This window comes from Sphingomonas sp. ERG5, assembly GCF_000803065.1.
Classification (GTDB): domain Bacteria; phylum Pseudomonadota; class Alphaproteobacteria; order Sphingomonadales; family Sphingomonadaceae; genus Sphingomonas.
The window spans coordinates 1-14,837 of sequence record NZ_JSXI01000076.1; the positions used below are offsets into that span (position 1 = coordinate 1).

A 14,837-nucleotide genomic window follows, 5' to 3' on the forward strand; every position below is an offset into this window, starting at 1 on the left:
GCCCCGGAAACGGCTTCTCCGCCATTGCCGCCTTCCGGTTCCGCTTCGCTCCACCTCCAGGCGGCAATGGCAACGGAGGCAACAATGCACTAACAATCAACACGGACCACTCAGTGGGGGCCGGTCAGTTCTGCGGATGCACTTCGACCCAGCCGGGCCGGGACAAGGCGGCGCTCGCGGATGATTGGATACTGGCCGACACAGATTCCAGGACCTCGGCATAATGCTGGGGCTTCAGTCCTATCCCGACCTCAGGGGGCAGTTGGGGTGAGATGTCCATATCGGCCAGTATCCGTCACGACCCGAGGGCTTCAGCCCTTCTGGGGGACAGGTTGAGCGTTGCCGGCATGCTCGGTGAGCGTGCCGCCCTGCTTCACGCAGTTGCCCACTTCGACATATTTCCAGGAGTTGCCCTGATAATCGACCTTTGCGGTGCCCGCGCAGGTCGTTCCGGGACCAGCCTTGCAGTCATTGTGCCCCTTGAGGGCGACGCCGAAGCACTTCTCGCGTTCGGCAACCTTTGCCGCGTTCGTGGGCGTTGCAGCATCGGTGCCGTTGCCCGTCTTACCCGGACCGCAAGCAGCCAGCATCGCAGCGCCCGCGAGCGCCACGGCGAGACCGGAAACCGGATTTGCTGAATTGATCATGGCTCGCGTGCTCCGACGTTGATGGGCTGGTCCCAAAGGGCGAATGGCTCAGCCGCGCTGGGGCACGGGCCGTGCATTGCCGGCGTGTGCTTCGAGCGTGCCGCCCTGCTGGACACAGGAACCTGCAGGCACGAGCTTCCAGGCATTGCCCTGATAATCGACGGACGAGGTGCCCGCGCAACTGGTGCCTGGACCTGCCTTGCAGTCGTTGTGGCCCTTCAGCGCGACGCCGTAGCACTTCTCCTTGGCACCGGCCTGGCCATTGGCGGCAGAAGCAGGCGAGGTGGCAAGTATCGCAGCCGCAGCGAGCGTGGCGGCGGCGGCAGCGATACCGGTAGTGGATTTCATGTGGGGGTCCTTTCAAAACTGAAGTGAGACTTCTTGCTCTCACAGAGCCCAGTTCGGTCGCTCGGCACGTTTGGTTACATCAACCGCGATTTTTCCATACCGACCCTTCCGGGAATGGTCTGATGGTCGCATTCGACCGGCCAAGCTAGTCTTGACCGATCATTCCAAACTACCTAATTCAGCGCAAGATGTTTTCGCTGCAAGCAAGAGGGAGTGTTCCGTGTCTGCCGGGGTGACAATTTCGACTGACTGCAACTTCCACGACCAAAACCACCCCAATTGGAGCATCTTTAGATGACCGAATCCCTTGAAATGGAATTCACGGCAGATACCGCTTTGGCAAAGGTCCGGGCCGCCGAGGACGCCTGGAACACTCGCCAGCCTGCCCGCATAGCGCTGGCCTATTCGCCCGACAGCAGATGGCGGAACCGATCTGAATTCGTGTCCGGCCGCGCGGAAATCGAAACTTTTCTTATCCGCAAATGGGCACGGGAGCTTGATTACCGGCTGATCAAGGAACTCTGGGCGTTCGCCGGAAATCGCATCGCTGTGCGCTTTGCCTACGAATGGCATGACGATTCCGGCAACTGGTTCCGGTCCTATGGCAACGAAAACTGGGAGTTCGATCGCGAGGGACTGATGCGCTTGCGCTTTGCGAGCATAAACGACCTTGCAATCAGCGAGGCCGACCGGAAGTTTCTTTGGCCCCTTGGCCCGCGGCCGATTGACCACCCCGGGCTTACCGATCTCGGTCTTTGATAGCCTGCCGCAGAAGTTCGATCTGCGCCTTAAGCTCGGCGATCTCCCGATCACGCTCTGCCAGCACGGCATCGACTTCGTCGGCATCGATCTTGCGCGGGATATGCTGGGGGCAATTCGGGTCCCAGGCGGAAACCTTGAACAGGAGCACGCGCTCCGGTGCGGCAGCGTAGCCCTCGGGCATGACGGTCTGAAGCAATGCCTCGTCGCCCTCGATCATCCACGCCTCGCCCCAGATCTTGATGCGCCGGCGGTTGGCGTAGTCCATTAGGAAGATGAACGCCTTGCTGCTTTCGAGCAGGTTGCCCTGCGAGATGAACTGCCGATTCCCCCTGAAATCGGCCATGCCCAGCGTGCGATCGTCGATCGGCTTGAGGAAGCCGCGCGGTCCGCCGCGATGCTGGATATAGGGTTGCCCATCGGCATTGACAGTCGCGAGGTAGAAGCTGTTCTGCCGAGCGATGAAATCGGCCAGTTGTGGCGTGATGCGGTCGGACCAGCCGCTGCCGGCCTCCATCCTGGCATAGGCCTCTCGGGAGCCATTGCGGGTCTGGAGCTGCTTCACCGTCTCGGTGAAGGCAATGTCGCTCGTAAAGCCGTGGTCATCCATGCTTGTACTGCCCTGAGAAACGGGAGTTGCCGGTGCCCGGCCGTCGGGTCGGGGGTATTGCGGCCGGGCACCGAACCCGGATTAGAAGGTCACCAGGCTGTAGCCGTGGTCGAGATAGGTCGAGACGTCGAGAATGCCCGGTGTTCCCGGAATCGCCTTCTCATAGTCGAGCTTGAGGCCGGTCTTGCGCGCGTCCTCGGTCGCGCCGAAAACATCTGCGCAACCGCCGCAGACGCCGGCCACGACATCCTTGACCGCTTCGTAAAGCCCGTGCGCCGGGTGATCGGCCTTGACCAGTTCGGCCGGCCAGCGCGTACCGGCACCCTGGAAGATGATAGCAACTTCCTGCTGCTTTTCCTTGAGTTCGTAAGCGAGGAACAGGGCGTTGAAGAGGCGGCCCAGCGCTTCTTCGGAGCCTGACTTGGGATCGGAATAGATGATGATGGCGGCCTTGCTCATGGGGTTCTCCGTCTGCTGTTTGCGAATCATTACCGAACGAACGGTAAAATTGAACTAGGGGCTCGACAGAAGGCCGTCAAGATATTAAACCGAACATTCGGTAAATATGGAGACCCGCCCGCATGGCCCGCAAGGCGCTGATAGAAAATGACGCCCTGATCGATCGTTTGAGCGCAACGTTCCGTGATGTCGGCTATGAGGCAGCGTCGCTCGCGCTGCTGTCGGAGGCGACCGGCCTCAAGAAGGCCAGCCTCTATCACCGCTTTCCGGGCGGCAAGGAGCAGATGGGTCTGGAGGTTCTGCAGGAAGCGGGGCGCTGGCTCACCGTGCATGTGCTGGAGCCTCTCGCCGGTGAGGGCAGCCCCCGCGATCGAATTTTCGCGATGGCGCGTGAACTCGATGTCTTCTACCGCGGCGGCAAGCAGGCCTGCCTGCTCAACCTGCTGTCATCGACCATCGGTGAGGCAAGCCCGTTCAAGGCGTCGATCCGCCAGATGTTCGAAGCCTTCGTCGATGCACTGGCCAGTGTCGTGGCCGAGGCAGGCTACTCCGCCACCACGGCGCGTGACCGCGCCGAACGCGGCGTGGCGCTCATTCAAGGCAGCCTTGTGCTCGCACGAGGGCTGGAGTCGACCGAACCCTTCCGCAAGGCGCTCGATGCGCTTCCGGGCGAATTGCTCGCAGACATGGGAGAACGTGCGTGAAACTCTATTACAGCCCCAAATCAGGGCATTCCCACCGCGCGCGGCTGTTCCTTTCCCTGATTGGCGTCGAGTTCGACCTGGTCGAAGTCGATCTCGCGGCGCGCCAGCACAAGAGCGCTGACTTCCTCCATATGAACCCATTCGGGCAGGTTCCGGTGTTGGAGGACGATGGAATTGCGATCGCGGACTTCAATGCGATCCTCGTCTATCTCGCCCGCAAGTTCGGCCGAACGGACTGGTATCCAGACGATGCGCTGGGCGCGGCGCGGGTGCAGCGCTGGCTGTCCGTGGCAGCCGGTCAGCTCGTTCAGGGTCCCGCAAGCGCGAGACTCGTCACCCTATTCAGCGCGAAGATCGATGCCCAGGCCGCGATCGATCGCGCGCATGTCCTGCTCGCGGTGATCGAGGCCGAACTCGAGCAGACCGGCTGGCTTGCCGCCGATCGACCGACGATCGCCGACATTGCGCCCTACAGTTATGTCGCCCGAGCGCCGGAAGGGAATGTCGGTCTTGATACCTATCCGCGTATCGGGGCCTGGCTCGAGCGGATTGAGAGGCTTCCGGGCTTTGTGCCGTTCGCGGTTCATCCGGTCGGCCTTTACGCGCCGGGAGCACCGTTCGCGCATCATGCAACCGCGTAAGGACGTCGACACGTCCCGTGGCGGACCTGCCCCCTTCCGCGGGCAATCGGCTGGGGTTGATCCAACGATAAAAGGTGGGATTTTCGGCAGTGAATTGACACGCCAGCAACGGGCACGCACAAAGAGGTCAAGCTCCCATTAGAGTAGCGCTCCCACTTGAGGATGTTCGAGGGCGGGCATCGCATGCGCTTGGTCGGCTCATGTCGAAACCTGCGCAGCATTTCGGCCGGCGGTGGGATCATGGAGCTAAGCCAAGAGCAATCACGACAGAAGGTATTCACTGCGGCCGCGCGGCCTGCATTCTGGAAACGTGCTGTATGGATGCGGTTGGGAGCCTTGAACGGGCTCGTCGCTATTGGCCTGATTTTATTGCCTGAAAATTCGGCGATTTCGGCGACGTACGCCGCTGCGCTGGGGGCGGTACATAGAACGGACCCAGATATACGCTAAGGTTTCGCCGGGCCTTCGACGGCGTGCATCTGGCGAAGCGGCCTGAGGGCCGGCGATGGCGCATCGGGGTCGGTCCAAAGATAATCGCCGGTGAGGTTGATGTGCTGCCATCCGAGCGGCGAAAGGTGTTGCAGCAGGTCCGGCGGGATCGACCGGCCTAGACTGGCAAGATGCATGCGGGCGGCTTGCATGTAGGTCGTATTCCAGAGGACGATAGCACCGGCGACGAGGTTGAGTGCGCTCGCTCGATGGGTCTGGGCTTGCAATGCGTGATCGCGGATACGGCCGATCCGGTGGAAAAAGATGGCGCGTTTCAGCGCATTTTCGGCCTCACCCTTGTTGAGTTCGCGGGTCGCGCGACGCCGCTGTTCGGGTTGTTCGATCCAATCGAGCGTGAACAGGGTGCGCTCGACGCGGCCGATCTCGCGCAGTGCCAAGGCCAGGCCATTGGCGCGGGGATAGGAGCCAAGCCGTTCCAGCATGATTGACGCACTCACGACGCCGGTGCGGATCGAGGTGCCCAAGCGCAGCACGTCGTCCCAATGGGCAGCGATCAGGCCCTCATCGACCTTGCCCGCGAGGAGCGGCGCAATATCGGGGCCGGGTTCGATGCCGTCAAACAGGTAAAGCCGGCGCGCGGAGATATTCGGTATGCGCGGCGCAAACCGGAATCCGAGTAGATGGCATAGCGCAAATACATGGTCGGAAATGCCCCCACCATCGACGTGATGCTCCTCGATGTGCAGATCAGCACCGTGATGGAGCAGCCCGTCCAGCACCTGCGCCGCCTCGCTCGCGGATGCGGAGATGACGGTGGAATGAAACGGCGCGTAGCGATCCGAGACATGGCTGTAGAAGGAGACGGCAGGCTCCGCGCCCTTGTGCGGATTGACCGCACCGGTCGCCTGGGCACGGCGATCGAGCGGGAAGTTCTGACCATCCGAACTGGACGATGTCCCGGCCCCAAACAGGGCGGCGAGTGGCGCGGTGTGCTGGGCATCGACCAACCTGGCGAGAGCCCGACCGTAGGTTTCCTCGCGTAAATGCCACGAGGCGAGCCAGCTGAGTTGGCGTTGGGTCACGAGATTGCAGGCTTCAGCCATGCGCGTATGACCAAGATTGGTTGCATCGGCGAGCACCGCCGTGAGGATAGCGCGGGGTTCATCGGCAACCCGACCGCTTTGCAGATGCGTAAAGCACTGGCTGAATCCGGTCCATCGATCGACTTCAGCAAGGAGATCGGTGATGCGGATCGCGGGAAGATGGGCGTAAAGCGGCGCAAGGGCGCTATCCGCTTCAGCCGGCGTGACCGCCTTCAACGGCGAAATCCGCAGCTTGCCGAGGCTGAGTTGTACGTCTTCCAGCGTATCCGTCTCCGCTTTTCGCTCGACCTCTGCCAATCTACGGGCGAGCCGGGTACGCCGTTCGGCTAGCCAGGCATCGGCCGTATCAGGTGCCGGAATCGGCAAAGGGCCGGCTGCCCGCATGGTGGCGAATACCGGGCCAGGAATAAGCTGTTGCTCGACGGCACGATAGCGTCTGCTTCCCTCGACCCACATGTCGCCGGCACGAAGCCTGTCCCGAAGCTCGACCAGGACGCAAAATTCATAAACTCTGCGATCGGGAATGCCGGGGCCGATCGCGCGACGCCAGGCCTGCCGAATGAAGGCAACCGGCGTATCCGGCGGCAGTTTTTTCAGGCGACCGAGATGAAGGTCGCGCATGATAGCGACTGCTCGCGCGAGCGTATGGCAGGCCGGGACCGCTCCGAACGTGAACGAGGCGATGAACAAGGGACCGACCTGTCGGAGGACGGGGTAGTTGGTAGCGGCGATCGTAACGGGATCGACGGCATCGGGGCGGATCAGCTTGCGGGCTTCATCGACTTCACGGCCGAGATCGTCCCATCCAACTACGGCCTCGACCGCGGCGCCGATGTCGCCGCCCGACACTTTGGCAGTGAGCAGGGCATCGCCGAGCCGGGCGAGTAGCCGGATTTTACCATTGATGGTGCGCCGGTCGCGCTTGAGCGCTGTGTCTGCACCGTTCTGCTCGCGCCGAAACATCTGACCCAGCAGGCGGTCGAACATCAGCACCGCATCGTCGGTAAGCGTGACGATGGTTTCGAGTACGGTTGCCGCCAGCGTCGCACGGCGCCGCGTTGCTTGCAGCGTCCGGACATGTTGCGCCGTCAGCCGAGCCCCTTCCTGACAGAGGCGTCGCAGGCGTTCGGGATGTATGCCTGCCGCGATATCGGGATCGATCCCGATATCGCGCAGCAGAGCTAGCCGCCGGATGATGACGGCGAACGTCTTGCGACCGGGCTTGCCGGGCGGCTGCCGCACCCATCCGAGGCCGCTGAGGTTCGTGCCGGCGTGAGGCAGAAGAAGGGCGTCAAGCAGACGGCGTTGCCCAGTCTCCAGCCCTCGGGTCAGATGCTCGGCGACGTGGCGCTCGGCGTCGAGCAACGCCTGCGCAACCATCCGTTCGACCGAACTGATGCCAGGTACGATGATGCGCCGTCGTCGGCACTCGCCTAGTAGCGACCGTGCCAGCCCAGCCCCGCTGGTCGTCGTCAGCGCAATCGGCAGCAGCCATTCCTGCAACGCCGCTCGCAATGGCCGGCTGAACTGTGTGAACCCAAAGCCCTCGCGCAGCGCATCGAGCTGTTCGTACCGGGTCGGGCCGCGCGTCGCATAATCGGCCAGCACCTCGGGCGCGATCTGCAATTGCTCGGCGACGAACGCGAGCGGCGTATCGGGGATCAATTCGCCCGGGCGCAGCAAACGGCCGGGATAGCGCAGCGCGCATAGCTGGATCGCGAAACCCAGACGATTATGCGGTCGCCTGCGGCGCACGATGATAGCCAGGTCATCCTCACTCAACGTCCAGTGCTGAACGAGCGTGGTTTCATCATCGGGAAGTGCGAGCAACGCCATGCGTTGCTCGTCCGACAGCACGGCGCGACGAGGCATCGGGTTAGGCTCTAGCGGGCGGCGCCCAACCGATCCGGGCAAGAGTGCCAATCAAGGTCGAACGCGGCACCTTGAAGGTGCGACAAACGGATGCCTTGCTTGCTCCGCCATCAAGCGCGGCAGTAATCCGTTCAAGGGTCTCAGTGTCGATCATGGGAGGCCGTCCACCCTGGCGCCCTCGACGCTTTGCAGCCGCCAGTCCCGCCATCACCCGCTCGCGCGTCAGCGCGCGCTCATATTGCGCCAGCGCGCCGAACAGCGAAAATAGCAGTTCGCCGTGCGGCGTGTTCGTATCCATCTGCTCAGTCAGCGAACGGAACGCGATGCCACGCGCCTTCAGGTCAGTGACGATCGCCAGCAAATGCGGCAACGATCGCCCAAGCCGATCGAGTTTCCACACGATCAGCGTATCACCCGCACTCAAATAATCGAGGCAGTCCTTCAGGCCCGGTCGATCGTCGCGTGCTCCCGATGCCTTATCAGTATGCAAATTACGCGGATCGACACCCGCCGCGACCAGAGCGTCGCGCTGAAGATCGACAGTTTGGCGATCATCGGCCGATGACACTCGCATATATCCGACCAGCATGTACGAAAAACCCTCAAAACCACTTTGTCGTACACTACGTCAAAGCGACAGGGTTTGTCGACTATTCAGGCGCAGGATTGCCGACCAAAGCCGAGGGATCACCCAAGGGTGTCCGAAAACATGTGTTTGCCGTCATAGCTAAGCAGTGGGGGCGCTCCTTTTCGATCAAGCTAGATCGCATAGGCACGGAGAAACGCATCTACTGCAAAGGCAACCGATTGCTCGGTGTCGAACCATGGCTCCGCTCCGTACAACGGCGGTTCGATGATCCCCGCTTCGAGCAAACCCTTGAGGTGAGCTGCCACGAACCGATTATCAGCACCACGGATTGCCCCGCTTGTCTGCAACTGAGTGAGATAGGTCTTCACTTCAGCCCATGTGCCTCCGCAACCCGCGTCGTAGAGGCTCTTTCCCAGCTTCGAGTTTGCGCCCTCGGCAATCGCCGTCCTCATGATCGCTACCGCATCAGCAGATGTCAGCAAGGCCAGATAAGCCATCCCGAACCGGCGCAGGACGAGGGCGATATCGGGTTCAGATGCATCAAGGAGGCGCACCGCGTCTGCCGCCTGCCCCTCCATAACCTCCATCATCGCCGCGCCGAACAACTCCTCCTTGGATTTGAAATATCCATATAGCGTGCCCTTCGATCCACCGAGCCGCGCCGAGATCATCGCCATGCTTGCGCGCGCGTAACCAACCTCGCGGAATATGTCCGTCGCCGCTGCCAAAATCGCGTTACGCCGTGCGTCAGTTTTCACTCGCATTCGCATCACTCCTTTCTTGAACCACCATGTACGGTTTTAGATTGACAGGCACAAGGGCCTGCTCATAAATGACCGAACTGTATGGTTTTGGAGTTCGGTATGGAGTCGCTTGTGAAAAAGCGCGGGGGAATGGCGGTACTCACCGCCGCGCTCCTGCTGGGCGGTTGCGCAACCCTGCCACAGAAAAGCGCATTGCCTGCGCGAGCAGCCGTTGAGAGCATAGCTAGCGTGAACAGCTTTGCCGCGCCGGACGCTGCCTGGCCGTCAGATCACTGGTGGGAGGATTTTGGCGACGCTCAGCTTTCGGGGCTGATTGCGGAAGGACTGGTGGGCGCCACCGATTTGCGCGTCGCCGAGGCCCGGTTCGCCCGCGCCCAGGCGCTGGTCGGGGAGACCCGCAGCCGCCTGCTGCCCTCGCTCAATGCGAATGCTGAAGCCGGTGCGACCAAGCAGAGCTACAACTATCTCTTCCCGCGCGAATTCGCGCCCCAGGGCTGGCCCGACTATGGTGTTGCAACACTCCGGCTAGATTAGGAGCTGGATTTCTGGGGCAAGAACCGGGCAGCACTAGGCGCGGCGCGGTCAAGTGCGGCGGCTGCCGGAGCGGAGGCGGCTGCAGCGCGACTGGCCGTGTCTGCCGGAATCGCCGCCGCTTATGCGGACCTGGGATCTCTCCATGCCGAGCGCGATGCCGCTGCGCGCGCTGTCGAGGTGCGTGGGCGTACGCTCGAACTGATGGAAGGCCGCAAGGCGGAAGGGCTCGAAAACGCGGGCGCTGTCGAACGCGCCCGGTCAGCATTGGCGACCTCGCAGGGCGAATTGGCCGCGCTCGACGAAGCGCTTGTTCTGGCGCGCAATCGCATCGCAGTGCTGCTCGGCGCTGGGCCGGATCGCGGCCTTACCATCACGCGGCCTGCTCCAATCGCCCGCGAGGACTTCGGCCTGCCCGCCAATCTGCCCGCCGAACTGATCGGCCGTCGTCCTGACATCATCGCCGCACGGTTGCGCAGCGAAGCGGCCGCGAGCCGGATCAAGGAAGCGCGTGCAGCCTTCTACCCCAATATCAATCTAGCCGGACTGATCGGATTGCAGGCGCTGGGCCTGGACAATGTGTTCAAGTCCGGCTCCGAGTTCGGAACAGTCGGCCCTGCGATAAGCCTGCCGATCTTTGACGGCGGAAGCCTGCGCGGCCGCTACCGAGCCTCGGAAGCCGACTATCGCGAGGCCGTCGCACAATATGACGGTGCGCTTATACAGGCGCTGCGCGAAATCGCCGATGCCGCCGCCAGCGAACGCGCGCTTGGCCAGCGGCTCGACCGAGCCCGCGATGCCGAGCGCGCTGCAAGTGCGGCCTGGGCGGTCGCCAACAACCGCTATCGCGGCGGTCTTGCCACTTCGCTGGACGTACTCGTGGCGGAAGACGCGCTCATTCCCCCCCGCCGCACCGTCGCAACGCTGCAGGCCCGCGCTTTCGCCCTCGATGTCGCGCTCGCGCGCGCGCTGGGCGGCGGTTTTCGATCCTGAAGAGGAACCCTTTCGATGAACGAACTCACCTACACCGAGGAACCGCCCGCCGGTCCGCAGAACGCGAAGCGCAAGAAGCTGTTTATCGGCCTTGGAGCGACAGTCGCCATTCTTGGAGGTGGCTATCTTGCTTATGACGTCTTGATTGCTTCACGCCATGTCGAAACCGACAATGCCTATGTCGGCGCCAATGTGGCGCAGGTCACGCCGCTGATCAGCGGACCCGTCCATGATGTGCTCGTGGACGATGCGCTGCCGGTCAAGCGCGGCGATATATTGGTCAGGCTCGACGACACCGATGCCAGACTGACGCTGGCGCGCGCAGAGGCGGAGTTGGCGACCACCGAGCGGCGGATACGCGGTCTTGTCGCGACCGACAGCGGTCTCGGTGCCCAGGTCGCGGCGCGCGCCGCAGACGAGACACGGGCAGACGCCCAGCTTGCTGTCGCCAGGGGCGATCTGTCGCGAGCAAGGATCGATCTTGATCGTCGGGAAGCGCTTGCTGCTTCCGGCTCGGTCTCCGGCGATGAATTGACGAGCGCTCGCAATGCTTACAGCACGGCGCTCGCGCGGCTCAAGGATGCTGACGCCGGGCGCGCTCAGGCGACCGCGAACCGCACCGCCGCGATCGGCAGCCGTGACGCCAATCGCGCGCTGATCGACCGGGCAGCGCCGGAGGATAATCCGGAGGTCCTTGCCGCACGCGCCGCACGCGACCAGGCGCGCGTCGATCTCGATCGTACCGTCATCCGCGCCCCGGTCGATGGTGTGGTGTCCCGCCGCCAGGTCCAGGTCGGCCAACGCGTGCAGGCCGGAGCGAGCCTGATGGTCGTGGTCCCTGTGAACGCGGTCTATGTGGATGCCAATTTCAAGGAAGGGCAGCTCAGGAAGGTGAAGCGCGGTCAGCCCGTGACGCTCACCTCCGATCTCTACGGCAGCGATGTCGAATATCGTGGCACGGTCGTGGGCTTTTCCGGCGGAACGGGATCGGCCTTCGCGGTCGTACCTGCCCAAAACGCCACCGGCAACTGGATCAAGGTGGTCCAGCGCCTCCCGGTCAGGATCAGGCTCGATCCCCGGCAGCTCACCGAACATCCGTTGCGGGTCGGGCTGTCGATGACAGCCGACATCGACGTCTCCAATTGATCGTGGACTGAGCCATGGCCGACGCTGCTGCAGAATCTGGAGTCACCGCAGTTCAACCCTTGACGGGTGGCAAGCTTATCCTTGCCGCGATTTTGATCGGCATGGGCAACTTCCTGGTCGTGCTGGATACGACCATTGCCAATGTCTCGATCCCGCATATTGCGGGCTCGCTCGGCGTATCCGTGTCGGAGGCGACCTGGGTGATCACCTCCTACGCGGTTGCGGAAGCGATAACCGTACCGCTCACCGGATGGCTTTCGCGTCGCTTTGGCGGGCAGCGGGTCTTCATAACCTCCTATCTCCTGTTCGGAATTCTCTCGCTTCTATGCGGCCTGTCCAGCACGCTTGGCATGCTGATCGGGGCGCGCGTGCTGCTGGGGTTGGCCGGCGGCACGATCATACCGCTTTCGATGACGCTGCTGCTGCGCATCTTTCCGCCCGAGAAGGCGTCGGTGGCGATGATCATCTGGGCGATGACGACCACGGTTGCCCCGATCGCGGGGCCTATTCTGGGCGGCACCATCTCCGACAATGTCGGGTGGGAGTGGATATTCTTCATCAATGTGCCGGTCGCCATGGCCGGGGGAATAGGGTTGCTCTATCTGTTCCGGGGCCAGATCGAGGAAATCGTCAAGGCAAGGATCGATGTGATCGGCCTCATCCTGATGATCATCTGGGTCGGAGCGCTGCAAATCATGCTCGACGAAGGCCGCAACCATGACTGGTTTGCCGCCAATGAGATTCGCGCGCTGGCGATCATCGCCGCGATCGGGTTCGTCGCTTTCCTGATCTGGGAACTGACCGAGAGGCATCCGATCGTGAACCTACGTGTCTTCCGTCACCGCGGGTTCGTGGCCGCTTCGCTTACCTATTCAGTAGCATTCGGCGCCTTCTTCGCGACGGTCGTGCTGATCCCGCTCTGGCTCCAGCAGAATATGGGCTACACAGCGACGTGGGCGGGCTATGCCACCGGCATCATGGGCATCCTGGCGGTCCTCAGCTCACCCGTGATCGGGCAGTTCGCCGAAAAGATGGATGCGCGGCTGATTGTTTCAGTCGGAATCCTCGGGCTTGGTCTGATATCGGTATGGCGTATGGGTTTCACGCCGGACATGACCTTCGCGCAGATGGCTTGGCCGATGCTCGCGACTGGGCCGTTCCTGATGATGTTCTTCATCCCGGTCACGGGTCTGTGCATGGCCACCGTCGACCCTGACGAGCAGGCCGATGCCGCCGGCATCTCCAACTTCATGCGCACGGTGGGAGGCGCCTTCGCGGCCTCGCTGGTGCAGACCGGGTGGGGCGGCGCAGCGCGGGAAAATCAGACCGAGCTGGCCGGTGCGATGTCGCAAGGGCAAGCCACGCTCGACGCGATGACGGCACAAGGCATGTCGCATGGAAGCGCGACAGCCATGCTGACCGGGATGGTCGAAAGTCAGAGTACGATGCTAGCGACCCTCAACATGTTCGCCGCTATCGCGATATGCTTCGCTTTCGCCGCAGCGATCATCTGGTTCGCGCCAAAGCCGAAGGGCCCGATCGACATGAGTGGCGGGCATTGAGAAAGCCCTTGGGAGTCAGATAGCGAATAATTCTGGCGGAGTGGCAAAGGCAGACCGACGAAACCGGCTGACACACCGCTTCAGACGCTAACGCTCTCATCAATCGCAAATTGCGGTCAGCGATGTGCGATAAACAGGTGTTTGCCGACACCTGAGCGGGGCTGTCGGCGCTTAGCGTATATCTGGGTCCGTTCTATGTACTGACCCCAAATGGCCCTGATCGGCTACGCCCGCGTCTCGACGGACGAACAGGACACCGCCGCGCAGTTCGATGCGCTGCGCGCCGAGGGCTGTACTATGATCCTGGAGGACAAGGCGAGCGGCGGCAGCCGCGATCGCCCAAACCTGGGCACCTCCATCAACCTCTCGACATTTTGCGGATGATTTGATTCATTGTACCTGACGGGAGGCTGTGATGCGTCAGGCGGGATTGTTCGGTTTATCGGATCATTTGAAGCGGTTGTCGGCCTATGGCGACCCGCTGGAGCAACTGGGGCGGATCATCGACTTCGAGGCGTTTCGCCCGACGTTGACGGCGGCGCTGTCCTATGGGGATGGGGCGAAGGGCGGTCGCCCGCCGTATGATCCGGTGGCGATGCTCAAGGTGCTGGTTTTGGCAGCTCAGAACAATGTTGCCGATGCACGGATGGAGTATCTTATCCGCGACCGGCTCAGCTGGTTGCGGTTCCTTGGCTTCGACATTGGCGCGGCGACACCCGATGCCAACACCATCCGGCTGTTCCGCGAGAAGCTCACCGAGGCGGGAGCGCTCGACGCGGTGTTCGCCGATTTTGACCGCCAACTCAAGGAACGCGGCTATCTCGCCATGGGTGGTCAGATCGTCGATGCGACGCTGGTGGCTGCGCCCAAGCAGCGCAACACCGCGCCCGAGAAGGATGCGATCAAGGCGGGCAAAACAGCCAGCGAGATATGGCCTGACGAGCCCGCCCGGGCGGCGCAAAAGGATACGGACGCGCGCTGGACTGTGAAGTTCGCCAAGGCCAAGCCGATGGCGAACGGCAAGCCCGGCATCGACATCGCCATCCCGAGCTTTGGCTATAAGAACAGTATCTCGATCTGCCGGACCTTCGGCTTCATCCGCAAATGCAAGGTCACCGATGGCGCCCGGTTCGACGGGCGAATGCTCCGCGATGTCGTCACCAGCGACAACACCGCGTCGGATGTCTGGGCCGATACCGCCTATCGCAGCCAGGCCAACGAGGCATGGCTCAAGCGGCAGAGCCGGGTCAGCCGTATCCATCGCAGGAAGCCGAGGGGCAGACCGATGCCCGAGCGGACCGCCAAGGCCAACGCCGCCAAATCGAAAGTCCGCGCCCGCGTCGAGCACGTCTTCGCCCGGCAGAAAGACCAGATGGGCCTGTTCATCCGCACCATCGGCATCAAGCGCGCCGAAGCCAAGATCACGCTCGCCAACCTCGTCTACAACATGCACCGTCTGATCTTCCACGAACGACGAGCTGCCATGGGATAAGTGCGCCCAGAACGCAGGAAAAGCACTGAAAACCGGCGGCACACAATCACACAGGGCTTGAAATCACGCCAAATCCGACGCCGCAAACCCAATTCTGATCAAATCACCGGGTTGATGGAGGTGCCCACCTGGCGCGGGCTCTCGAGCGCGTCGGGCAGGGGGACACG

At 62.5% G+C, this 14,837-nt stretch carries 17 protein-coding genes; 10 read left to right on the plus strand and 7 right to left on the minus strand.

Annotation, left to right across the window (positions count from 1 at the left end):
• Positions 1-224, plus strand: a 224-nt coding sequence (locus OO12_RS29455) for a hypothetical protein (RefSeq protein WP_443024601.1), incomplete at its 5' end; no start/stop codon positions are given.
• Positions 225-311: 87 nt separating this feature from the next.
• Here OO12_RS29455 and OO12_RS24220 read toward each other — a convergent pair.
• Together OO12_RS24220 and OO12_RS24225 are read right to left on the minus strand one after the other, a co-directional pair.
• Positions 312-647, minus strand: coding sequence for a BufA1 family periplasmic bufferin-type metallophore (locus tag OO12_RS24220; RefSeq protein WP_020997484.1), 336 nt, complete (start codon positions 645-647; stop codon positions 312-314).
• 48 nt (positions 648-695) lie between these two features.
• Positions 696-995, minus strand: a complete 300-nt coding sequence (locus OO12_RS24225; RefSeq protein WP_020997485.1) for a BufA1 family periplasmic bufferin-type metallophore — start codon at positions 993-995, stop codon at positions 696-698.
• A gap of 294 nt (positions 996-1,289) precedes the next feature.
• On the opposite strand from OO12_RS24225, the gene OO12_RS24230 reads away from it, so the two are divergent.
• Positions 1,290-1,754, plus strand: coding sequence for a nuclear transport factor 2 family protein (locus OO12_RS24230; protein WP_020997486.1), 465 nt, complete (start codon positions 1,290-1,292; stop codon positions 1,752-1,754).
• Here OO12_RS24230 and OO12_RS24235 read toward each other — a convergent pair.
• Positions 1,735-2,364 (minus strand): pyridoxamine 5'-phosphate oxidase family protein, encoded by a 630-nt coding sequence (locus tag OO12_RS24235; protein ID WP_020997487.1) that lies wholly within the window; start codon positions 2,362-2,364, stop codon positions 1,735-1,737. The two genes, OO12_RS24230 and OO12_RS24235, sit on opposite strands and share 20 nt — an antisense overlap.
• Before the next feature lie 81 nt (positions 2,365-2,445).
• On the minus strand, positions 2,446-2,823 hold the full coding sequence (locus OO12_RS24240; protein WP_020997488.1) for a DsrE family protein: 378 nt from the start codon (positions 2,821-2,823) through the stop codon (positions 2,446-2,448).
• A 122-nt stretch (positions 2,824-2,945) separates the two neighbouring features.
• Here OO12_RS24240 and OO12_RS24245 point away from each other — a divergent pair, with 122 nt between their 5' ends.
• Both OO12_RS24245 and OO12_RS24250 read left to right on the plus strand, forming a co-directional pair.
• A complete protein-coding gene (locus tag OO12_RS24245; RefSeq protein WP_020997489.1) occupies positions 2,946-3,527 on the plus strand; it encodes a TetR/AcrR family transcriptional regulator in 582 nt (193 codons plus the stop codon).
• The gene (locus tag OO12_RS24250; protein WP_020997490.1) at positions 3,524-4,168 is read left to right on the plus strand and encodes a glutathione S-transferase family protein; all 645 of its coding nucleotides are present in this window, start codon (positions 3,524-3,526) and stop codon (positions 4,166-4,168) included. Before OO12_RS24245 ends, OO12_RS24250 begins: the two co-directional genes overlap by 4 nt.
• Before the next feature lie 446 nt (positions 4,169-4,614).
• Here the strand turns inward: OO12_RS24250 and OO12_RS24255 are convergent, their stop codons facing one another.
• The 3 genes from OO12_RS24255 to OO12_RS24265 all read right to left on the minus strand — a co-directional run bounded on the left by OO12_RS24255 (position 4,615) and on the right by OO12_RS24265 (position 8,946).
• Positions 4,615-7,593 carry a Tn3 family transposase gene (locus OO12_RS24255; RefSeq protein ID WP_020997491.1) on the minus strand — a complete coding sequence of 993 codons (2,979 nt, stop codon included), beginning with the start codon at positions 7,591-7,593 and terminating at the stop codon, positions 4,615-4,617.
• Between the two features lie 4 nt (positions 7,594-7,597).
• Complete coding sequence (locus OO12_RS24260; protein ID WP_020997492.1) at positions 7,598-8,182, minus strand: recombinase family protein; 585 nt, start codon at positions 8,180-8,182, stop codon at positions 7,598-7,600.
• 170 nt (positions 8,183-8,352) lie between these two features.
• Positions 8,353-8,946: a TetR/AcrR family transcriptional regulator gene (locus OO12_RS24265; protein WP_006966673.1), complete on the minus strand. Its 594-nt coding sequence runs from the start codon at positions 8,944-8,946 to the stop codon at positions 8,353-8,355.
• Between the two features lie 99 nt (positions 8,947-9,045).
• Between OO12_RS24265 and OO12_RS29200 the strand changes: the two genes are divergently transcribed.
• The 6 genes from OO12_RS29200 to OO12_RS24285 all read left to right on the plus strand — a co-directional run bounded on the left by OO12_RS29200 (position 9,046) and on the right by OO12_RS24285 (position 14,670).
• On the plus strand, positions 9,046-9,480 hold the full coding sequence (locus OO12_RS29200) for a hypothetical protein (RefSeq protein WP_152616638.1): 435 nt from the start codon (positions 9,046-9,048) through the stop codon (positions 9,478-9,480).
• A 3-nt stretch (positions 9,481-9,483) separates the two neighbouring features.
• A complete protein-coding gene (locus OO12_RS24270; RefSeq protein WP_152616639.1) occupies positions 9,484-10,470 on the plus strand; it encodes an efflux transporter outer membrane subunit in 987 nt (328 codons plus the stop codon).
• Positions 10,471-10,485: 15 nt separating this feature from the next.
• On the plus strand, positions 10,486-11,616 hold the full coding sequence (locus tag OO12_RS24275; protein ID WP_006966679.1) for an HlyD family secretion protein: 1,131 nt from the start codon (positions 10,486-10,488) through the stop codon (positions 11,614-11,616).
• 14 nt (positions 11,617-11,630) lie between these two features.
• On the plus strand, positions 11,631-13,178 hold the full coding sequence (locus OO12_RS24280; RefSeq protein WP_006966681.1) for a DHA2 family efflux MFS transporter permease subunit: 1,548 nt from the start codon (positions 11,631-11,633) through the stop codon (positions 13,176-13,178).
• A 210-nt stretch (positions 13,179-13,388) separates the two neighbouring features.
• Complete coding sequence (locus OO12_RS27745) at positions 13,389-13,562, plus strand: recombinase family protein (RefSeq protein ID WP_020997495.1); 174 nt, start codon at positions 13,389-13,391, stop codon at positions 13,560-13,562.
• Positions 13,563-13,593: 31 nt separating this feature from the next.
• Positions 13,594-14,670 (plus strand): IS5 family transposase, encoded by a 1,077-nt coding sequence (locus tag OO12_RS24285; RefSeq protein ID WP_020997496.1) that lies wholly within the window; start codon positions 13,594-13,596, stop codon positions 14,668-14,670.
• The last annotated feature ends 167 nt before the right edge of the window (positions 14,671-14,837 follow it).